Raw genomic sequence first — 24,953 nt, 5'->3', positions numbered from 1 at the left:
GTTATATCAACAATAAAAAACCAACCATCGCACCTGCTGTTTATCGTTTCTGGTCAGGGTCACTGCCCGTCGTCAGACCGATTAACTATTCAGACAGCGGATGCCCCTGTTCCTCAGGACGGATTTGTATCGGGCCTCGCGGTGGGCGCTATTGCATCACTTCCGGAGGAAATAAGAGATATGGCGTTTAGCGGCTATAAAAAAACAGCGTGCCACGAATGACACGCTGTTCCGGACTATATGATCGTTAAGGCTAATTAAAACGCGTAACGAACATTAATACCACCCTGCATACTGTGATAACCATTGTTACCAACCTGACCGCCTACGCTTACTGTGGTACTCCAGTTATTATCAAACTCGCTCTGAAGACCCAGTTTCAGCTCTGCACGATTCTTCGGCATATCTTGCTTAACGGTATTCTGGTCTAACTTAACGGAAGCGCCATCCTGAGCATACCACCAGTTCACCTCAGCAAACGGACGATGGGTATAACTCTCACCTTTGATTTTGCCCGCAATGCGAGAACCTAAACGCGTGCTCCAGTTATCATTCTTCTGACCATCAACCTTGGTCTTGCCAGAATCAACAAAACTGTTGGCTGAGTAGTCGTTATAAACAACCTGAGCCTGTGGAATTAAACGCCACTCGTTCATGGTATTGTCGTTAAGTACAAAGCTGTAACCGGCTTCCAGTGATGAAGTCATCGACGTAGAGTCATACTTGTCTGTAGACATTGACTCACCGCTGGCGCTGTTGTTATACCAACCGTATTGAGACCAACCATCAAGGTAAGCGCCTTTCTGATCTTTAGCATCAGCAAACCAGGTCGCATAAACACCCAGACTGAAGCCTTCAACCGTACCGGTAGCACTATACTGTTTACCCTTCTTATTGGCTTTGCTGCTGGCATCGGAGTCCACATCGCCCCAGCTTCCCATCACACCAACCACCGTACCGGAATCACCCGTGGTATAGTTCAGTAAATCACCACCCACCTGAATCAACGTATAATCGCTGTTCATATCCAGGCCACCATTACCGGCTTTATTGTCAACACGACCACCGATAATACGACCCCAGGCGCTGCTGTCAGCACTTCTGAACTGGCTACCCTGACGGTCAAACAGTGTCAGAGATTGTAATACGCTGGCCATAGACTGGTTGCTTAAATAGATACCCGCTTCAGGACGCAACTGTGGTTTATTCTCTGGTCCAACAGAACGCAGATACCAGTTACCGTTGGCTTCATATGGAAGTCCCTGATACAGGCTATATTCATAAGCACCCGCCACGATACGGTTAGCCAATGTGAACTGACCGTTTGACTGTCCGCCTACGCTAATAATCTCGATACCCTTCTTAGTTTGAGCACCTTCGCCACCGGCATTGTTCACCACGACGTTAGTAGTACCAGAAGTATCACCGGAGATAATCAGCTTATCGGTAATAGAGTTATCGCCACCCAGCACGGTACTCAGCGTTAACAGACCGTTATTACCAATGTAGTTACCTTTAACGATGGTTTGGCTACGTGGGTCCGGGCTGGCCATACGGATTTCACCGTTGTTAGTGAAGTTACCACCAATCGTGAAGTTACCCGCAGGTTCTGCTGCATAACCGTTAGCGGCATCAGCCGTTGCCAGTAAGCCATCGTTGATAACGCTGCCATTTACGCCACCGTAACCGCCCAGCTCTGCTCCTTTAGCAATAGTCACGTTGCTACTGTTCAGCACTGCGTTATTCAGCAGGGTCATGTAGCCCGCATTAATGTTGGTAGTACCCAGATAGGTTTGGCTGTTAGTGATAGTTAACTGACCCTTACCTTCCTGAACAAAGTTACCCGCACCGCCGATCACACCACTAAAGGTATTATTGACATCGTTAGTGGTAGTTAAGGTTGCGCTGCCTAATGTAACGTTACCGGCTCCGTTCAGGTTATTAACGTGCTGATCAAAGTTATTCAGATCAAAGGTTCCGCCATTTGCTACGGTTAACTGTGAACTCTTGGCAATAATATCTGCACTTCCGGCACGTAATGTACCTGCGTTAATCAGCGTTGCGCCGGTGTAAGTATTAACGCCAGACAGTTGAAGTGTACCTTCGCCTGCTTTAGTCAGCGTTTTACCATCCCAGCCGGTTGCCGCATTGGCCGCTTTATCCGCCAGAACTGCACCCAGATCGAAGAACTCTTTCTGATCAACCAGAGTAAAAGTACCCTGTGCTTTTGCAGGCGCTTTAGACTCAGCCGCATACCAGGAGAGGCCCAGGCCAATACTGTAATTTTGCTTGTCATTCGTTGGGGTCAGAACCAGATAATCAACTTCACTGGCTGCGCCACCGACAGAAACCGCTTTGAAATCACCTGTCAGCTTACCCGCGGCTGAAGTGGTGATAACACGGAAATCATTACTACCCAGCTCTTTGCTGCTCATCGTGGCTGGAACGTTATAACCAGACAGGTTAAGGGTTGCAGCACTACCGATTTCAGCAGATTTTGCCGTCACAACAGAAGCCGCATTACCAGCAACCACATCAAACTTACCGTCGGTCTTAAACTGTTCTGCAACCGCCAGCGTCGCATTTGCCGCCATCGATAAGGTGGCTTCTGCGCTGTTAGTTACGTTAGCCGCGTTAAAATCGCCCGTTTGTTCGAAACGTAACGCGCCCGCCTTCACATTCACATCACCCTGGCTGGAGCCATTATGGGTTAATGTGGCTTTACCGCTGCCGGTTTTGTTTAGCGTACCGGTGCCAGACAGTGCATTAGCTAACGCTTCATCTTTGGCAAAATCGAGCTGCAATGTGCCATTGTTGACAATATCACCGCTGCTTAACGCTTTAGTTTGTGTTGCTACTAAAGTGCCAGCCTTAACATTAGTACCACCCTGATAGGTATTTTCAGCCGTCAGCGTCAGTGAACCTGAACCATCTTTAGTCAGGCTACCGTTGCCGCTGATAATGCCATCATAGGTAGTGGTATCTGTGTCTTTAACCGTTAAGTTACCGGTACCCATAGTAATAGAGCCGGTGCCACTCAGGCTTTTTACCGTTTGATCAAAGTTATTCAGATCAAAGGCGCCTGCGGTCATTTTCAGGCCGGAGCTGGCAGCAATAATATCGACGATATTAGCCTTCAGCGTACCGCCATCAATGGTGGTCGCACCGGTAAAGGTGTTAGTCTTGGTCAATACCAGCGTACCGTCGCCTGATTTATTGAATGAACCTGCATCCTGCAACAGCGCATCCATCACCAGCTCTTTACCAGACTCAATATTGGCAACGGTTGTGTTAGCCGCACTATTGCTTAAAGAAATTACTGGGGCAACAAGGGTACCGGAACCGGTGAACAGGCCCGCGGTTGAAATCACATTGTTAGCACCGGCAGTCAAATTAAAGATGCCGCCATTAACCAGAACGGTACCGCCTGAGTTAATGTTAATGCCTTTCGCCGTCAGCGTCGTTTTATCACCGCCCTGAAGGGTTGCTTTATCATTAACGGCAAAAGTACCAAACTCAATATTACCGTAGCTAACGCCGTCTACCAGCGTGAATTTACCGCCGTTAACATTGGTATTGTTTTTGATATCCGAGTTATACAGCGCATCGCCCGGATTGCTGCTGTTACCATGGAAAATCACTTCACCGTCACCGGTTTTGTTAATTTCCATGGTTGCACTGGAGATAGAGGCAATTGGATCATAGAAATGAATCAGGTTACCCGCAGCCACGTCCATATTCAGGCTGCCTGAACCGCCCAGATAAATAGCGTTAGGATCGCCAGTACCGGCTACCGGTGCATAGATACCATCACCAATATCGGTAAAGGTTGCTCCCTGACGGTTACCCTGGAATACAATATCGCCACCGTTAGCATTCAGATTGATGGTTCCACCTTGCAGATAGATAGCACCGCCCTGAGTTTTCGCTACGTTGTTGGTCACTTTTGAGCCTGGGCCCAGGTTTAATACTGCATTAGGACCTGCATCGTAATAAATCGCACCGCCGTAAGCATCGCCGGTTAATGAATAAACGTAGTTACCATCAAAAGTAGTCGCTCCGTTAAAGTTCATCAGGTAGTTATAGTTACCGCCGTAAGCGCTGACTGCACCGCCTAATGCGTTATATCTGTCTTTAGCTTCAATAACAAAGTTATCTTTAAATACCGTATCGTTATTAAATACCAGATTAACGCTGCTGGAACCCGGGTTCAGATAACCAATATTGATAGCGCCACCGCGGGAGTACTGACCATTGGTATGGACAGGGCTTTCATATGTGCTGTTTGCTGTACCATAGACATAGTTACCAGTGAAGTTAGTTTTACCGTTAAACGTCAGATCGGCACTACCTCCCCACAGGTCGATTGCACCACCAAACACGGCCGCATGGTTATTGATGAAATTGGTTTCACCATTAAAATTCACTACGTTGCCACCGGATTGATATATGGTTACCGCACCACCATAGTTAGCGGTCCAGTTACTATCAAAAGTGACTTTACCGTTAAAGTTCATGGTGTTGGCGGTATCGATACCGATTACCCCCGGCTGGTCCCACTGTCCGTGGTTACCTTCAAACACGACGCCTTCAACACCACCATCAATGTTCATTACGGAACCTGTGCCACCGCGAACAGAGATGATCGGACCATAATCTGCAACACCGCCTGAGTTATAGTCGGTTGGCCCGATATCCAGGAAGGTGGTTCCTTCCAGATCGAGGTTAACGGTAGTTTTGGATGTTTCCAGCTTAATCAGGGCATAACGCGCACCGGCAAACGGATCGGCAGTAATCGTGGCGTCATTAATAGCAATTGAGTTCTGCGTTTCATAGATATTAAACAGACGCTGCCCATTATAGGTACTAATGTTGATAACATTGCCATCACCATCAATAGCGATAGTAGATTTTGCGGCGGAGTTAATCGTAAACGCCGTATTCCAGGTGACATCACCATCCAACACTAAATCGTATGCGCCTGCATTCAAACCGTTAGCATAGATATCCTGACCGTCAACCAGCGTTTGTGCTCCGGTGGCGTTCATTGAAACGCCTAAATATAACGCAGGGAAGGAAAATACGATGGCTTTTTGCAAAGAATTAAACCTGTATTTACCGTTGGTGAACTTGTCGAGTCTTTTTTTCATCCTAATAATCCTAATTAAATCGTCCTTTTCGACACTTTATTAAATACAGCTAATAGCTGCATTTATTTGTCTGATATAAAACAAAAACATTAATACGCCGCCCGGAAATAACATCCATCATAAAGATAAGTGCTATTCAGACATTAATTATAAAAATAATAAATAACGATATTTCATATATAAAAGAGAAATAGCTAATTATTATTCACTACTAACACTGCAATAACCAAATATAGGTAAAAACAAAAAAACAATAAATTTTAATATATTAGAATCATCTTTTAATGAGATGTTTTCCAAAATTATTATGACTACTAATCAGTGTATACATGGCCCTCCCGTGCCGTCCCGGAAGTACCAGTGACCAGTACAATACTGGTGATAGTTTTATAGTGAGAATAAAACATACTCAAAATAATCCCTGATTTTATATTAAAGTTTCATGGCAAATTTATTAATTGAGCAATAACTCAATAATAAAAATACAATTAATGACAATATAATAAAAGTAAAAGCAAGCTAATTCAACAAAATTAAGCGATAAGAAATATTATCATAAGCTTTTTAATACGCTCAAGCAGGAATTTACTTATACCCTTAACTGACTATTGCAATGTATTCAATTAGCAACACATCCTGCTTAAATAGATAAAAATAATATGCCGAATAATAGACAACGCATCATCACTAACTTATTGAATACATTTTTGTAATATATAAACAACAGTGGTCCCCAGGATTTATTGAATAATGGCGGGAGCTGTATCTATATTTTATTGGACAATCGCAAATATTGTCTCTATAGCGGGCTATTTCAGTTTAAAATTTGTTCTTCTTATTCGTTTCAGATCCTATAACAGCAAAAATCGGTGTGCTGCTAGCAACACACCGGTTTTGATGAAATGACTAAGCCGGTTTACTACCAAACATAGCGAACACCAATACCTCCGCCTATGTTGTGATAATCATCAGCGCCACTTTGAACGCCCAGATTAACCCAGGTACTCCACTTATTATCAAACTCACTTTGTATGCCCACTTTCAGTTCAGCCCGATTATTGGGCATATCCTGATCGATTCGCATACCATCAAAAGTCACCGAGGCATCTTGTTTGCTATACCACCAGTTAACCTCCGCAAATGGATGATGAGTGTAACCTTTACCCTGTATATTCCCCGTCACTCTGGTACCCAGACGAGTGTTCCATACATCGTTATTCTGCCCGTCAATTTTGGTGTTGCTGGAATCAACAAAACTATCGGCGGAATATTTGTTATATACCACCTGAGCCTGAGGAATAAGCCGCCACTGATTCAGAGGATTACTATTGAGAATAAAGCTGTATCCCGTCTCCAGCGATGCGGCAAATGGGCGAGAATCATAGCTGTCTGTTGTCATGCCTTCACCGCTGACGTGGTTATCGTACCAGCCATATTGATACCAGTTATCAATATAAGCCCCTGTTTGCTCTTTCGCATCGGCAAACCAGGTGGCATAAACCCCCAGATTAAAGCCCTCAACGGTACCGGTCGCACTATGATGTGTTCCATTCAGATCGGCATTGCCGGTGGAGTCGGTATCCACATCGCCCCAACTGCCCATAACCCCAGCAACTAACCCTGAATCGCCAAGGTTATAGTTCAGTAAATCGCTACCAATCTGAATCAGCGTATAGTCACTGCTCATATCGATATTATGACCCGCGGCTTTACTATCAACCCGACCACCGATAATACGTCCCCAGCTACTGTTATCAGCACTCCTGAACTGGCTACCCTGACGGTCAAACAGCGTTTGCATTTGCAACTGGCTGGCTATTGACTGATTCCCCAGGTAGATACCGGCTTCCGGACGCCATTGAGGCGTTTCCCCTGGCCCCTGCGAACGTAAATACCAGTTTCCGTTAACTGCACTTGGTAATCCCTGATACAGACTGTATTCATAAGCACCCGCCACAACCCGATTAGCCAAAGTAAACTGGCCGTTGGATTGACCGGCAACGCTAACAACTTCAATACCGTTAACCGTTTGCGCTCCCGCACCGCCTGAATTATTCACCACCAGACGCGTAGTACCAGAGGTATCGCCAGCCACCACCAATTTATCCGTAGCGGAGTTATCATCCCCCAGAATAGTACTGATGGTAAGCAGCCCATTATTTCCAATATAGTTGCCTTTAACGATTAACTGACTGCGAGGATCCGGGCTGGACATGCGGATTTCACCTGCATTCGTTATATTACCGCCAATGGTAAAATTGCCCGCCGGTGCATTAACAAATCCTACCGCCGCATCCGCTACCGCCAATAACCCGTTATTAATAACGCTACCGTTAACACCGCCGTAGCCCCCCAGTTCAGCACCCGCCGCAACCGAGACGGTATTTACGCTGGTTAACAATGATTCTTTAAGCAGAACCAGCGCTCCGGCATTAACGTCTGTGGTTCCCTGGTAGGTCTGGTTATTATTCATAAACAGTGTACCAGAGCCCTGTTGAACCACATTGCCGGTGCCGCTAATTACATCGTTATACAAATGGCCATTGCTACGGTCGAAAACTAATGTTCCATTATCAGCAATATTGCCAATGACGCTACCACTGGTGCCGCCATTACCCAATTGCAGCGTTCCGCTGGTAATAGTGGTGCCTCCTGCATAGATATTATCTCCGGTTAACAGCAAGACCCCATTTCCGGTTTTATTCAGACTACCCGCACCGCTAATCACACCGCTGAAGGTAGTATCTGTACTGTGATTGGTGGTCAGCACCGCATCGCCCAACACCACATTACCGCCGCCGCTAAGGTTATTTATCCGTTGGTCAAAATTGTTCAGATTAAAGGTAGCGCCTGCGGCTATGGCAAGTTGTGAACTATTGGCAATCACATTGGCATTCCCGGCCAGTAAGGTACCGCCGTTAATCAATGTAGCGCCGCTATAGCTATTGGCTTTAGAGAGTTGCAGCGTACCTTCACCTGCTTTAGTCAGGGTTTTACCATCCCAGCCGGTTGTGGCATTTGCGACTTCATCCGCCAACACGACATCCAGATCGAAATACTCATTAGCACCGTTTAACGTAAAGGTTCCGTGAGCACTATCGGGCGTTACGCTATATGCGCCATACCAGGCCAGCGCCAAACCAATACTGTAGTTCTGGCCATCATGGATGGCGGTCATCGACAGATAATCTACCGGACTGGTCGCGCCACCTAAATTAAATGAGGCAAAGTTGCCGGTCAGATTACCCGGTGCCGAAGTGTTAATAACCATAAACTGGTTATAGGCCAGTTGACTGGCGCTGGTGGTTTCCGGTGCCGAGTAGCCCGACAGATTAAATACGGCGTTACTACCCAGCGCTGCCGTATCCGCTGTTACCACAGGTGAAGTATTACCGGCTACCACCGCCAGCGTACCATCTGACTTAAACTGATTGGCGACTACCAGCGCGGCATTAGCCGCCATGGAAGTGGTTGCACCATCAGACGTATGATAATCATCGGCGTTAAATGCGCCGGTTTGCGCCAGTTTAAGCGTTCCACCATCAACCGAAACGCTACCCTGAGATGATCCACCGTGAATCAGGGTAGCTATTCCCGCACCGGTTTTAATCAGTTCCCCACTGCCGGTTAACTGGTTGATCAGCGTGCTGTCCTGGGCAAATGCCAGCTCCAGTTCAGCATTATTGTTAATATCTGACAGGCCGAGGGACAATCCACGGGTACCCACCAAACGCCCCTGATTTATCGTGGTAGAACCACTGTAGAAATTAACGCCGGTCAGAGTGAAAGTCTCTGTACCGGTTTTAATTAAACCACCATTACCGCTGATGGAACCGGCAAACGTCGTAGCCGCCAGACTGTTAACCGTTAAATCACTATTGCCTAACAGGACACCACCATTACCGCTCAGGTTATTGGCTGACTGTTCGAAACTATTCAAACTCAGAATGCCATTGTTATGAATAATCACGTTGCCACTGTCAGCAAACGCATTAGCAATGCCCGTCTGTAAGGTACCATTGTTGATTAATGTATCGCCGGTATAGGTATTAGCGGATGACAATATCAGCGTACCGCTACCCTCTTTCGTCAGGCTCTGACCATTCCACCCGGTACTCGATCCGGCCTGATCCGCCAACACAATATCTACATTAAACTTGTCATTCGCGTTGGTTAAGGTAAAGGTACCATTCGCCAGAGTCGTACCGGCTAACCAGGTCAATCCATAACCGACGTTGTAATCCTTATTGTCCACGCTTTTTCCCGCGCTGACCGTCAGATAATCCACGGCGCTGGAGACGCCGTTCAGGTCAATATTGGTAAAATCACCGGTAATGCCGTTGGTGGTATGAATAATAGTAAATTCGGTATTTGGCAGATCGCTGGCCTTGGTTGGATTAGTATCGCCATCAATACCGATGACTTTTAGTGTTCCACTCAAGGTAGAAGTATCAGCCTGAATCACCGGTTGAGTCGTACCCAACAGAACAGACAGTGTTGAACCACTATTCTGAACCAGTGAACCACTGAGGTTTAGCGTGCTGTCTTCAGCCAGTGCCGTTGTAGCCCCATCGCTGGTGGTCAAACTACTGCCATTAAAGTCACCGACCTGAGCAAAGTTCAGCGTGCCCTGATTGACGTTAATCACCCCCTGAGTTGAGCCCGCTCCGGTCAGGGTGGCAACACCCGCTCCGGTTTTATTCAGGTTACCGCTGCCGGTTAACAGGTTACTTAAGGTACTGTCGCTGGCGAAGTTCAGTTCCAGCGTTGCGCCATTATCAATGCTGCCGGTTCCCAGTGCGCTGCCCTGAGTGGCAATCAGCGTACCACCGCTCAGGGTACTGCCGCCCTGGTAGGTATTCACCCCGCTTAAAGTCAGGGTGCCGGTACCGGTTTTCGTCAGGCTGCCGCTGCCACTCATCACGCCGCTAAAGCTGGTATCTGCATTATTGTTGGCGGTTAACACCGCACTGCCCAACAGAATGCTGCCCGCCCCGGACAGGTTATTGGCCTGTTGAGCAAAGCTATTCAGGTCCAGCGTAGCGCCGCTGGCAACGGTCACATCGCTGCTGGTGGCAAAGGCATTGGCGATACCGGTTTGCAGGGTTCCGGCATTAACTAACGTGCTGCCGGTGTAGGTATTGACCGCAGAAAGTTGCAGGGTACCGGCTCCGGCTTTGGTCAGGCTCTTACCGTCCCAGCTGCTGGTAAACGGCCCGGTTTGATCTGCCAGCACCACGTCCACATTAAACAGGTCACCGGCATTGGTCAGAGTAAAGGTGCCGTTGCCCAATGCGGTGCCCGCCAGCCAGGTCAGACCAAAGCCTACGTTGTAGTCGGTATTGTTTACCACCCGGCCGGCTAAGGTCAGGTAATCCACACTGCTGGCCGCGCCGCCTAAATCCACGGCGGTAAAGTCACCGGTAATACCGCTGGTGGTATGAATGACATTAAATTCAGTATTAATTAACGCACTGGCGTTAGTCGGGGCACTGGCAGTAAAGCCGGTAATATTCAGAGTACCGTCTAACGCTGCCGTATCCGCGGCGATCGCTGGCTGAACGCTGCCCACCGCCACATTCAATACAGACGTCGCGTTTTGCGTTAGCGCCCCCGTCAGGCTCAGTGACGCATCGGCGGCCACGGAAGTGATGGCATCATTGGCGGTTGTCAGGCTGCTGCCGTTAAATACCCCGCTCTGGGCAAAGTTCAGCGTGCCCTGATTAACGTTAATCGCGCCCTGAGTTGAGCCCGCTCCGGTCAGGGTGGCAACACCCGCTCCGGTTTTATTCAGGTTGCCGCTGCCGGTTAACAGGTTACTTAAGGTACTGTCGCTGGCGAAGTTCAGTTCCAGCGTTGCGCCATTATCAATGCTGCCGGTTCCCAGTGCGCTGCCCTGAGTGGCAATCAGCGTACCGCCGCTCAGGGTACTGCCGCCCTGATAGGTATTCACCCCGCTTAAAGTCAGGGTGCCGGTACCGGTTTTCGTCAGGCTGCCGCTGCCGCTCATCACGCCGCTAAAGCTGGTATCTGCATTATTGTTGGCGGTTAACACCGCGCTGCCCAACAGAATGCTGCCCGCCCCGGACAGGTTATTGGCCTGTTGAGCAAAGCTATTCAGGTCCAGCGTAGCGCCGCTGGCAACGGTCACATCGCTGCTGGTGGCAAAGGCATTGGCGATACCGGTTTGCAGGGTTCCGGCATTAACCAGCGTGCTGCCGGTGTAGGTATTGACCGCAGAAAGTTGCAGGGTACCGGCTCCGGCTTTGGTCAGGCTCTTACCGTCCCAGTTGCTGGTAAAGGATCCGGTTTGATCCGCCAGCACCACGTCCACATTAAACAGATCACCGGCATTGGTCAGAGTAAAGGTGCCGTTGCCCAATGCGGTGCCCGCCAGCCAGGTCAGACCAAAGCCTACGTTGTAGTCGGTATTGTTTACCACCCGACCGGCTAAAGTCAGGTAATCCACACTGCTGGCCGCGCCGCCTAAATCCACGGCGGTAAAGTCACCGGTAATACCGCCGGAACCGGTGGTATGAATAACGGTAAACTCGGTATTGGTTAAATCGCTGGCGCTGGTTGGTGCGGTGGTGCTAAAACCGGTGATATTTAACGTACCGTCTAATGCGGCACTGTCTGCAACAATCGCCGGATTGGCACTGCCCACCGCCACATTCAATACAGACGTCGTGTTTTGCGTCAGTGCACCGCTCAGATTCAGCGTTGAATCAGCCGCCAACGAGGTGATGGCATCATTGGCGGTTGTCAGGCTGCTGCCGTTAAATACCCCGCTCTGGGCAAAGTTCAGCGTGCCCTGATTAACGTTAATCGCCCCCTGAGTTGAACCAACCCCGGTTAATGTAGCAGTCCCGGCACCGGTTTTGGTCAGAGTGCCATTGCCGCTTAACACATTACTTAAGGTATTGTCGCTGGCACTTAGTAAACTGCGTAATGTACTGCCGCTGGCAAAATTCAGCTCCAGCGTCGCTGTATTATTTATTGCCCCGGTTCCCAGTGCCCCCGCATTAGTGGCTACCAGCGTACCGTCACTAATGGTACTGCCGCCCTGATAGGTATTGTCACCGCTTAAGGTCAGGGTGCCGGTACCGATTTTCATCAGGCTGCCGGTGCCATCAATTACACCGCTAAAGGTGGTATCTGCACTGTTACTGGCGATTAATGCCGCACTGCCTAACAGAATACTGCCCGTACCGGACAGATTATTGGCCTGTTGAGCAAAGTTATTCAGGTCCAGCGTAGCGCCGCTGGCAACGGCCACATCGCTGCTGGTGGCAAAGGCATTGGCGATACCCGTCTGTAGTGTGCCAGCATTAACCAGCGTGCTGCCGGTGTAGGTATTGACCGCAGAAAGTTGCAATGTGCCCAACCCGGCTTTGGTCAGGCTCTTGCCGTCCCAGGCACTGGTAAAGGATCCGGTTTGATCTGCCAGTATGACATCCACATTAAACAGATCGTCCACATTAGTCAGGGTAAAGGTGCCATTGCCCAGTGAACTGCCTGCCAGCCATGTCAAACCCAGACCAACGTTATAATCTACACCACCAACAATTCGCCCGGCTAAGGTCAGGTAGTCCACGCTGCTGGCTGCACCGCCTAAATCCACGGTAGTAAAATCGCCGCTGATACCACCGGTTGTGTGGATGATAGTAGCGTTGTTTGCATCCAGATCGCTGGCGTTTACCGGGATAATGCTGGTATCAATACCAGATACTTTAAGTGAACCATCCAGTGCCGCAGTAACGGCACTTATTATTGGGTAATCAATTCCCAACGTAACGTCTAAAATTGCATTCGTATTTTGTGTTAATGCACCACTCAGGTTTAACGTGGCATTTGCTGCCAGCATGGTAGTGGCACCCGTAGCGGTAGTCAGATTATCCGCGGTAAACGCCCCGGTTTGAACAAAGTTTAACGTACCACTATTAACCGCTACATTACCCTGAGCAGCACCAACCGCATTCAGGGTTGCCATACCTGCGCCACTTTTAATCAGGGTTCCACTGCCTGACAGAAGGTTACTCAGGGTGCTATCCGTGAGGAAGTTAAGTTCCAGAGTGGCTGTGTTATTGATATTACCGGTTCCCAGTGCGTTACCCTGGGTTGCTACCAGTGTACCGGCACTGATATTGCTGCCGCCCTCATAAATACTTTCACCGCTCAGCGTCAAAGTACCTGTACCGGTTTTGCTCAGATTACCGGTGCCTTCAATGACACCGCTAAAGGCAGTATCTGCACTATTATTAGCGGTTAAGGTGGCGCTGCCTAACAGAATACTGCCTGCACCATTCAGGTTATTAGCCTGCTGATCAAAGTTATTCAGATCCAAGGTTGCGCCGCTGGCGACCGTGACATCACTACTGGTGGCAAAGGCATTGGCGATACCGGTTTGCAGGGTTCCTGTATTGATCAGGGTGCTGCCGGTATAGGTGTTAACCGCAGAGAGTTGCAATGTGCCCAATCCTGCTTTGGTCAGGGATTTGCCATCCCAACCGCTGGTAAACGGCCCGGTTTGATCTGCCAGCACCATATCCACATTAAACAGATCGCTGGCGTTGGTTAGCGTAAAGGTACCGTTGCCCTGTGAGTTTCCTGCCTGCCAGGTCAGACCAAAACCAACGTTATAGTCAACACCATTAACAATCTGACCCGCCAGCGTCAGATAATCCACATCACTTTCAGCACCGCCTAAATCCACCAGCGCAAAGTCATTGGTGATGCCATTGAGGGTATGAATTACGGTAAACTCAGTGTTGGTTAGTGCACTGGCGCTGTTTGGTATCGCGGTATTGAAACCGGTGATATTCAGGGTACCGCCTAAGGATGCGCTGTCGGCATTAATGGCGGTCAGACCGCTACCTACCTCGACGTTTAATATTGAGCTGCTGTTTTGCGTCAGCGCCCCACTCAGATTCAGAACCGCCTCGCCTTCCAGAGAAGTGGAGGCACCATCGGCAGTAGTCAGGCTGGTCGCACCAAATCCGCCATTTTGAGTGAAGTTTAATGTGCCCTGATTAACACTAATCGCTCCCTGATTTGAACCTGTGCTGCTTAATGAAGCAACGCCCGCTCCGGTTTTCACCAGACTACCGCTGCCGCTCAATAGATTCGCCATTTCGCTGTCGCTGGCAAAATTTAATTCCAGCGTAACGTTGTTCTCTATATCGCCAACGCCCAGCGCTAAACCATTGGTGGCAACCAAAGTACCGGCGCTGAGGGTGCTTCCTCCCTGATAGGTATTGATACCGCTTAAAGTCAGGGTACCAGTACCGGTTTTCATCAGGCTACCGGCCCCGCCGATTTCACCGTCAAAGGCGGTATCTGTACTGTTATTAGCCGTCAGTATCGCATTGCGTAGCGTGATGCTACCGGCACCACTCAGATTGTTAGCCAGTTGATCAAAGCCGTTCAGATTCAGCGTACCGCCGTTGGCCACCACCACATTACTGCTGCTGGCAAAGGCATTGGCAATGCCGGTTTCCAGCGTTCCCGCATTAACCAGGGTACTGCCGGTATAGGTATTCACCGAGGAGAGTTGCAGAGTACCCAAGCCTTCTTTAGTCAGGGATTTGCCATCCCAACCGCTGGTAAATGGCCCGGGTTGATCCGCCAGTACCACATCCACATTGAACAGACTGCTGGCATCACCCAGCGTGAAAGTCCCATTACCCAATGCATTACCGGTCAGCCAGGTTAACTGGAAGCCAATGTTATAATCCACGCCGTTAACCACCCGGCCGGACAGCGTCAGATAATCCACATCGCTTTGCGCACCACCCAGATCCACGGTAGTAAAATTATTAGTGATGCCATTAGCGGTATGGATAACGGTAAATTCAGTATTGGTTAACGCACTGGCGCTATCAGGCACATTGGCGTTAAAGTCGGTAATATTAAGCGTGCCGCCCAGCGAAGCGGTGTCCGCATTAATCGCCGTTTGGCCGGTTCCTACGCCAACATTTAACACCGAGGTGCTGTTTTGGGTTAATGCACCACTCAGATTCAGAATGGATTCTCCTGCCAGAGAGGTGGTTGCTCCATCGGCAGTGGTTAAGCTGCTGGCAGTAAATATGCCGTCCTGAGTAAAACTTAAGGTTCCCTGATTAACATTTACGGCTCCCTGCGTTGAACCCACTCCGCCTAACGAGGCAACACCCATTCCGGTTTTAGTCAGGGTACCGCTACCGCTCAGAAGGTTATTCAGCGAGCTATCGCTGGCAAAATTTAGCTCCAGCGTGGCGTTATTTTCAATATTGCCAACCCCCAGTGCTAAACCATTGGTGGCAATCAGGGTACCATCGCTGAGGGTACTTCCTCCCTGATAGGTATTGATACCGCTTAAAGTCAGAGCACCGGTACCGGTTTTAACCAGGCTACCGTCCCCGCCGATTTCGCCGTCAAAGGAGGTATCTGCACCGTTATTGGCCGTCAGTACTGCATTACGTAATGTGATACTACCGGCACCACTCAGATTGTTGGCCAGTTGATCAAAGCCGTTCAGATTCAGCGTACCGCCATTGGTCACCACCACATTACTGCTGGAGGCAAAGGCATTGGCGATACCGGCCTGTAGTGTGCCGCCATTAACCAATGTACTGCCGGTATAGGTATTTACTGAGGAGAGTTGCAGGATGCCCAGCCCTTCTTTGGTCAGGGTTTTACCATCCCAGCCGCTGGTAAAAGTGCCGGTTTGATCCACCAGCACCACATCGACATTAAACAGATCGCTGGCATCAGTCAGCGTAAAAATACCGTTGCCCAGCGCATCTCCTGCCTGCCAGGTTAAACCAAAGCCCAGATTATAATCCACCCCGTTAACGATCCGGCCCGCCAGCGTCAGATAATCCACATTGCTGGCTGCACCACCTAAATCGACAGAGGCAAAGTCACCGGTAATACCGTTAACGGTATGAATGAGAGTATATTCTGTACCGGGTAATGCACTGGCGCTGGCTGGAGCACTGGTGGTGAAACTGGTCACATTCAATGAGCCGCCCAGAGAGGCGGAACCCGCAGTAATGGCCGGTTGAGATGTTCCTGTATCAATATTTAATGTTGCAGTGCTGCTTTGGGTCAGTGTACCGCTCAGGTTAAGTGAAGCATCCTGAGCAAGGGAAAGCGTCGCATCATTAGCCGTAATCAGGCTGGTTCCGTTAAGTACCACGTTTTGAGCAAGATTTAGTGCACCCTGACTGACATTGATCGCTCCCTGAGTCGAACCAACACCGCTTAACGTGGCAATACCGGTGCCGGTTTTAGTCAGGCTACCGCTACCGCTTAATATATTATTCAGAGTGCTATCGGTGGTGAAGTTCAGTTCCAGTGCAGCGCTATTGTTAACGGTACCACTACCCAGCGCGTTGCCATTGGTGGCAACTAAAATACCGTCGCTGATAGTGGTATCACCCAGATAGGTATTCTCACCGCTTAAGGTCAGCGTGCCGGTACCGGTTTTAATCAGGCTACCGTCCCCGCCAATTTCACCGCTAAAGGTAGTACCTGCATTGTTATTCGCCGTTAGTGTTGCACTACCTAATTTGATATTACCTGCACCACTCAGATTATTGGCCAATTGATCAAAGTTATTCAGATTCAACAAGGTACTACTGTTCACCACCACGTTACTGCTGGAGGCAAAAGCATTGGCGATACCGGTTTCCAGCGTTCCCGCGTTAATCAGGGTATCGCCAGTGTAACTATTAGCCGAAGAGAGTATCAGTGTACCCAACCCCGCTTTGGTCAGGGTTTTGCCATCCCAGCCGCTGGTAAAAGTACCGGTTTGATCCGCCAGTGCCACATCCACATTAAACATGTCATCAGCATTGGCTAGTGTAAACAGACCGTTGCCCGATGCCGAACCCGCCAGCCAGGTGAGTCCCATGCCAACATGATAATCAACACCGTTAACCACGCGCCCGCCTAACGTCAGGTAATCGACCAGGCTGCCTGAACCATTAAAATCAATGCTGGAAAAATCACCGCTGATACCGTTATCAGTATGAATAATGGTGAACTCTGTATTCGGCAATACACTGGCGCTGGCTGGTGCATTAGCGGTAAAGCCCGAGACACTTAGTGCTCCGGCCAGCGATGCGGTATCCGCGGTAATAGATAGTTCAGCGGTACCTATATTGATATTTAGCGTTGACCCACTGTCTTGAGTCAGTGCACCGCTTAAATCAAGGGAAGAATTTGCCGCGACAGAGGTAGTGGCTCCGCTGCCAGTAGTCAGGCTGATGCCATTAAAGGCTCCACTCTGGGCAAAGCTTAAGGTTCCCTGATTGACATTAATGGCCCCCTGACTTGAGCCTGTACTGGTCAATGTGGCGATGCCCGATCCAGTTTTGATCAGGGTGCCACTTCCGCTTAACAGGTTATCTAATGTGCTATCACTGGCAAAATTCAGTTCCAGCGTGGCGTTATTGGTAATATCACCAACGCCCAGCGCTAAACCATTGGTGGCAACCAGAGTGCCGCCATTGAGAGTACTTCCTCCCTGATAGGTATTGATGCCGCTTAAGGTCAGGGCACCGGTACCGGTTTTAATCAGGCTGCCTGCGCCGCCGATTTCGCCATCAAAGGCAGTATCCGCACTGTTATTGGCCGTCAATACCGCATTGCGTAATGTGATACTACCGGCACCACTCAGATTGTTGGCCAGTTGATTAAAACCGTTAAGATTTAGCGTACCGCCATTGGCCACCACCACATTGCTGCTGGTGGCAAAAGCATTGGCAATGCCGGTTTCCAGCGTTCCCCCATTAATCAGCGTACTGCCGGTATAGGTATTTACCGAAGAGAGTTGCAGGATGCCCAGCCCGTCTTTGGTCAGGGTTTTACCATCCCAGCCGCTGATAAAAGGTCCCGCTTGATCGGCCAGTACCATATCCACATTAAACAGATTGCTGGGGTTACCCACGGTAAAAATACCGTTACCTAATAAAGCTCCGGCTTGCCAGGTTAAATAGAAGCCAACATTGTAATCCACACCGTTTACCACCCGACCAGACAGCGTCAGATAGTTCAAATCGCTTTGTGCGCCCCCCAGATCGACGCTGGAGAAATCATTTGTAATGCCATTGGTGGTATGGATAACGGTAAATTCGGTGCCGATAAGCGCACTGGCGTTATCCGGTACATCGGGGTTGAAATCAATAATATTTAGCGCGCCGCCCAGTGAAGCGGTATCCGCATTGATGGCCGTCTGACCCGTGCCGACCCCCACATTGAGTATTGCGTTGATGTTTTGGGTTAATGCACCGCTCAGGTTCAGCGTTGATGGGCCAGCTACATCGAGAGTAGCGCCATCGGCAGTAGTTAAACTACTGGCATTAAATATGCCGTTCTGAACAAAGGATAACGTCCCCTGGTTAACCGCAATATCACCCTGGGTTGAACCCAGTCTGTTCAGTACAGCGATACCGGCACCCGTTTTTACCAGATTACCGCTGCCGCTTAAGACATTATTTAATTGGCTGGTACTGGCAAAATTTAGCTCCAGCGATGCGCTATTATTAACGCTACCCGTTCCTAATGCTCCGCCCTGCGTAATGGTCAGAGTACCTGCGTTAACGGAAGTCCCCCCCTGATAGGTATTTGTGCCTCCCAGCGTCAAAGTACCGGTACCGGTTTTAGTCAAACTACCGGTGCCGTTAATCACACCATTGAAGGCACTGTCAGCACTGTTATTCGCCGTTAATACCGCACTGCCCAGCGTAATGCTTCCTTCACCGCTCAGATTGTTCGCCTGCTGATTAAAGCTGTTCAGGTCCAGCGTAGCACCACTGCCCACACTCACATTACTACTGCCCGCAAAAGCATTGGCAATGCCTGTTTGTAGTATGCCGCCATTAACAAATGTGCCGCCGGTGTAGGTATTGACCGAAGAGAGCTGCAAAGTGCCATCTCCTTCTTTGGTCAGCGTTTTACCATCCCAGCCGCTGGTAAATGGACCGGTTTGATCCGCCAGTACCACATCTACATTAAACAGATCGCTGGCATTACCCAGCGTAAAAGTACCGTTGCCTAATAAGGCACCAGCCAGCCATGTCAACTGAAGGCCGATGTTATAATCCACTCCGTTAACCACCCGGCCAGACAGCGTCAGATAATCCACATCACTTTGCGCCCCCCCCAAATCAACAGTGGAGAAATCATTTGTAATGCCATTGGTGGTATGGATAACGGTAAATTCGGTACCAATGAGCGCACTGGCGTTGTCCGGTACATTAGCATTGAAATCGGTGATATTGAGGGTTCCACCCAGCGAAGCGGTGTCTGCGTTAATGGCCGTCTGGCCCGTACCCACCCCAACATTCAGTATTGAGCCGCTGTTTTGGGTTAAAGCACCACTCAGGTTCAGCGTTGATGGGCCAGCCACATCGAGAGTTGCCCCATTCGCAGTGGTTAAGTTGCTGGCATTGAATATGCCGTTTTGAACGAAAGCTAAGGTTCCCTGATTAACCGAAATGCTACCCTGAGTAGAACCCAGACTGTCCAGCGTCGCAATACCGGCACCGGTTTTTACCAGATAGCCAACGCCATTTAAAACGTTACTAAATACGCTGTTATTGGCAAAATTTAACTCCAGGGTTGAGTTATTGTTAACAATACCCGTTCCCAGCACGTTTCCCTGAGTGGCAACCAGCGTACCAAAGTTGATTTGACTCCCTCCCTGATAGGTATTAGCACCACTCAGAGTCAAAGTCCCTGTTCCAAATTTTGACAGATAGCCGCTACCACTAATAATACCGGTATAGGATGAATCATTGCTGCGGTTAAAAGTAACCTGCCCGTTGTTGGTAATATTACCGGCATAATCACCGATAGTACCGCCATTACCAATTTGTAGATTCGAACCACTATTAATATTAGTGGTACCGGTATAGGTGTTATTACCAAGTAACAGCAGATCGCCACCCTGCAAAGTAAACTCACCGGCGTTACCGCTGATAACACCGTCAAAATCACCACCTCCGGTGATAGTTAAACCACCGGAATTCATATTCAGACCACCATCGCCGTGTAACAAACCAACCGTCTGAGTTTTACCATTCAGATCGGCGGTCGCCCCGCTATTAATAATAAAATCGCTGGTATTCCCCAGCGCATTATTACTGCCCAGAATCAGAGAGCCGGTGCCTACCGTGGTGGTGCCGCTATAATCATTCGATAGATTATTCAGAGTGATGCTGTTGGTTGCATTAATTAACAGATTGCCGGTACCGGTGATTTTGGCGTGCAGTTCATCCATGCCGGTTGGTGTTGTTGCATCGCCGGACAGTGTTAGCGTCTGCCCGTTTTGTAAATCCAACTGCGATAGTGAGTAGCGGGTATAAAGCCCGGTAGCATCGTTACCCAGCGCAAAATCATAAGAACCAATAGCAACGGTATTACCACCCTGAACCACATTCGCTGATTCCACGACCTGATTGCCAAGTAGATCCGTCAGGGTCAGATTCGCTGCACTACCGGATACGCTACCGGCAGTGATTAAACGAAAATCAACGCCATCATCCTGCCCCAGAATATTACCGCTAACATTGGTAATGGTATTGGGGTCAATGGCGATACTTCCCGACGTCAACGTCAGCGCTCCGGTGTTAATCACTCCGGTTGGCAGGTTATTAAAAATCAGTGAACCGCCGTTTAGTGTCAGCCCCCCAATATTCTGAGTTCCCGCACCGACAGTCGTCGTGCTGCCACTATCCAACTGTAAAATAGCGCTGGTTAGCGCAGTGGTATTATTGCCGGATAGCGCAAAACTGCTGTTACCCAACTGTACCGTACCGGCAAATGCGCTGCCCACCCCACCGCCAAACTGGAAGGTATTAGTGCCGCTAAGTAACCCTACCTGCAGTAAACCACTACCGGTCAGGGCATTATTAAAACTGTAATTGCCTGAAGAAGGTGTATCAACAAACATGGATGCACCAGAAGCAATATTCACACCGCCAGAACTCACGGTACCGGCTCCGGTCAGGCGTAATGTTCCACCGGACACACTGGTGCCGCCGGTGTAGGTATTAACACCGGTTAAGGTAAATATGCCGCTGCCACTTTTGGTCAACCTGCCAGTACCGCTAAATATATTACCGGTGGCAATATTAAAACCGTTAGAATCAATGGTGCCGCCGGTAGCGCCTAACACCAGATCTCCGGCAGCAAATTCGCTGATAAAATTAGCGTTGTCGCTTTTAGCCTGTAGGATACCGGCGTTAAAGTTGACCACTCCTGCTCTGCCGGTTCCTTTTTGCAGGCTATTGGTTAATAACACCCCTGAGTTATTCAGATTAAGTGTACCGCTCCCGGCACTATTTCCCACCAGCACTAAATTGGCATCCAGTAAGGTACCGGCACCGTTAACCAGTACGTTACCCTGTGAATTGTCCAGTGAACCTATATACAGGATATTGTTGATATGTGCCTGTGCACCGCTGTTAATGAAAAAAGTACTGTTACTGCTGGCTGAATTGCCCACATACAGGTCATTAAACTGAACGTTCGTACCGCTGTCACTCAGGTTTAGTGCAGCATTACTGTCAACGGTTCCTGTGGTAATTTGTGTCTGGCTACCACCACTAATATTCAGGCTACCGCCCGTTACCTGTAGCTCAGAGCCAGGGGCATTAAGCGTCACATTACCGGTTAAGGTTAGTCCTCCGGTACCTTGCTTAAGCAGATTACCGTTACCGCTGATAGTACCGGCATAGCTTGTCGTGCTGGTGCCGTTAACCGTTAATACACCAGTTCCGGTGGTAATGGCACCAGCGGTTCCACTCAGGCTTTTTAACGTTTGATTTAAGTTATTTAAATCAAATACTCCACCGGTCATATTAAGTCCGGAACTGGCAGCAATAATATTGGTGTTATTGGCCTGCAATGTGCCGTCGCTAATGCTGGTTGCGCCGGTATAGGTGTTAGTTTTGGTGAGAATCAGCGTACCTGCACCGCTCTTACTAAACGAACCCGCATTGGTTAATAAGCTGTCTAAGGTTAATGTGTTGTCCGTCGCGATATCCGCCGTTGAGACGTTAGCCGCGCTGGTGCTTAAAGAGATACCTGGCGCAACAATGGTACCAAATCCGCTAAATCGTCCTGCGGTTGATATCACACCGCCGGTACCCGCATTCAGGTTAAAGATCCCGCCATTGGCCGCTACCGTACCACCAGAGTTAATATTGATGGTTTTCGCTTCCAATATACTGTTGTTATTACCCTGAACCATACCGCCATTATTGACCGCAAAAATACCAAACCCGGAATTACCGTAGTTAACACCATCGGTCAGTGAAAAAGCACCGCCATTAACATTGGTATTGGTTTGAATATCGGAGTTATACAGCGGATCCCCGGGGTTGCTACTGTTACCATGAAACAGAACCTCTCCCGCCCCGGTTTTATTCACGGTAATGGTTGCGGTAGAAACAGAGGCTATGGGATCATAAAAATGAATAAAGTTACCATCAGAAACATCCAGATTCAGGCTGCCTGTGCCCCCCAGATAGATAGCATTAGGATTTCCTGAGCCAACCTCCGGGGCATAAAGCGGACCGCTGCCAATAAGTGCAAAACTTGCCCCCTGACGATTACCCTGAAAGAGAATATCGCCGCCATTCGCTTTCAGATTAATCGTCCCGGTTTTCAGGTAAATACCGCCACCCTGGGTTTTGGCGTAATTGTTAGTCACGCTGGAGCCCGGCCCCAAATTTAGCGTAGCCGCCGAACCCGCATCATAATAAATAGCCCCGCCGTAACCCGAGCCGGTTAATGAATAAACATAGTTGCCATCAAAGGTCGTGGCACCGTTAAAATTCATAAAATAGTTATAGTTACCGCCGTTACCATAAGCACTAACCGCACCGCCTAAAGCGTTGTAGTTATTTTTAGGTTCAATAACATAGTTACCGCTAAAGGTCGCGGTGTTATTAAAGTTCAGATTAAGGCCGCTGGCACCGGGGCTGAGGTAGCCAATATTAATGGCACCTCCACGGGTATGCTGGTCGTCAACATGGTCAGGATAATCAAAAGAGTTAGTAGTGGTACCGTAAACATAGTTACCGGTAAATGTCGCGGGGCCGTTAAAGTCCATCGCGGCGGAAGCGCCCCAGAAATCGATGGCTCCGCCAAATACCGAGGAGTGATTGTTAATAAAATTGGTTTCACCGGCAAAGCTCATCTTACTGCCAGCGACATCAAATACCGTTAATGCGCCGCCGTAGTTACCGGTCCAGTTACTGTCAAAGGTCACTTTGCCAGTAAAGTTCATGGTGTTGTTTGAATAAAGGCCGACCACACCGGGCTGGTCCGCTAAACCATGGTTTCCTTTAAACAGTACGCCTGTGGTCCCACCATCCACATTCATTACCGTACCGGTACTGCCACGAATAGATAAAATAGGTCCATAATCGGCGGAGGCATAAGTATTGTAATCCGTCGGTCCAATATCCAGGAAAGTGGTGCCTTCCAGATTAATATCGGCTTTATCATTAAGCTGATAGAGCCGAATTAATGAGCTACGAGCACCGGTAAAAGGCTTAGAGGTAATGGTGACATTATTAATTGAAATAGTGTTACTGGTTTGAGTAATATCCAACAAACGCTGAGAACTGCTACCATTAATGGTAATTGTATAGTCATTACCATTAATCGTTATCACCGTCTTGGATAAATTATTCATCGCAAACATGGTGTTCCATGTCACATTACCATCAAGCAATAAATCATAAGAACCGGTATTTAATCCGTTGGTGTAAATATCCTGCCCTTCTGTCAGCGTTGTTGCCGCATGGAGTGGAATGGACAAGCTTAAATAAAATGCAGGAAATGCGAGAACTATCGCTTTATGTAAAGAATTAAACCGGCGTTTGTCACTGTTTCTAATATCATGTTTTTTATTCATTTTGCTTACCCTGATAAGGACCTGTCTGATGGCGACACATTCCTGAAGAACAGTTCTACTCCCTGTATTTCTATGTAAAAAACAAAACTGGCATCCATCCATTCTTACTTATAATTCACACCAATAGCGTTGAAAAAACGCAATTGAAATAATTTTTTAAATAAAAATCAACATATTAAAAAAGGAGCGCATCCCCTGTAATACAAAAAAACATCTACTAATAAATATAGATTAGAAATGAAATAAAAAAAGTTCACAGCTTAGTGTATTGCGAATATTTTCATCAACGCATTAATCAAAAAATGTGGTAAACTTAAATTTAACGCATTGAATATGAAATAAATTCATAAATATGGCAAAATGATAAAAATCCTTCCCTGATGGCCGATTAAGAAAAGATAGCTACAACACTATGGAGAGGAGTAAATTGAGCTCAATTAGCTCACTACCAGAGAGATTATAAAGTTTAATTTACTGACCGGGACCATCGAAATAATTACTGCCCACTGAGGATAAGCTCTCTATCTATATGAGCCAGTAAGTTACAGGCTCATTCATAACCCCTCTCTATTTCTATTAGTGTAAAAACCATCACCCGCATAATGATATTTTCTTCACACACTCCTTATAAAAACACAACACAAAAACGAGTAAAAAGCGTTCTTAAAGAAAGAATATTACATCGGTAAAAAATAAAATCCTTCCAACAACATAATTAAATCAGAGTCATAATTAATAAAAGACAGTTATTTTTCTATAAAAAAACAAATTAACTTTCAAAGAAAAATCAAAAAAACAATATTAATCAATTGGATGATGAAAAAACCCTTCTGAGAATCCAGCGAAAGATAAATCCGCACTAAAACGGTGGCTTATAATTCTAT

Annotated in this window: 2 protein-coding genes; both read right to left on the bottom strand. The window is 48.2% G+C overall.

Features of this window, described 5'->3' with window-relative positions; genetic code table 11:
• Positions 1 to 257: 257 nt before the first annotated feature.
• A complete protein-coding gene (locus LPW36_RS05385; RefSeq protein ID WP_230608406.1) occupies positions 258 to 5,150 on the bottom strand; it encodes an autotransporter outer membrane beta-barrel domain-containing protein in 4,893 nt (1,630 codons plus the stop codon).
• Positions 5,151 to 6,069: 919 nt separating this feature from the next.
• A complete protein-coding gene (locus tag LPW36_RS05380; RefSeq protein ID WP_230608404.1) occupies positions 6,070 to 24,069 on the bottom strand; it encodes an autotransporter-associated beta strand repeat-containing protein in 18,000 nt (5,999 codons plus the stop codon).
• Positions 24,070 to 24,953 lie beyond the last annotated feature (884 nt).

It is taken from the genome of Limnobaculum eriocheiris, assembly GCF_021010575.1.
Taxonomy (GTDB): Bacteria; Pseudomonadota; Gammaproteobacteria; order Enterobacterales; family Enterobacteriaceae; genus Limnobaculum; species Limnobaculum eriocheiris.
The sequence above is the reverse complement of the archived record's forward strand: the minus strand, read 5'-3'. Positions and strand labels throughout refer to the sequence as shown.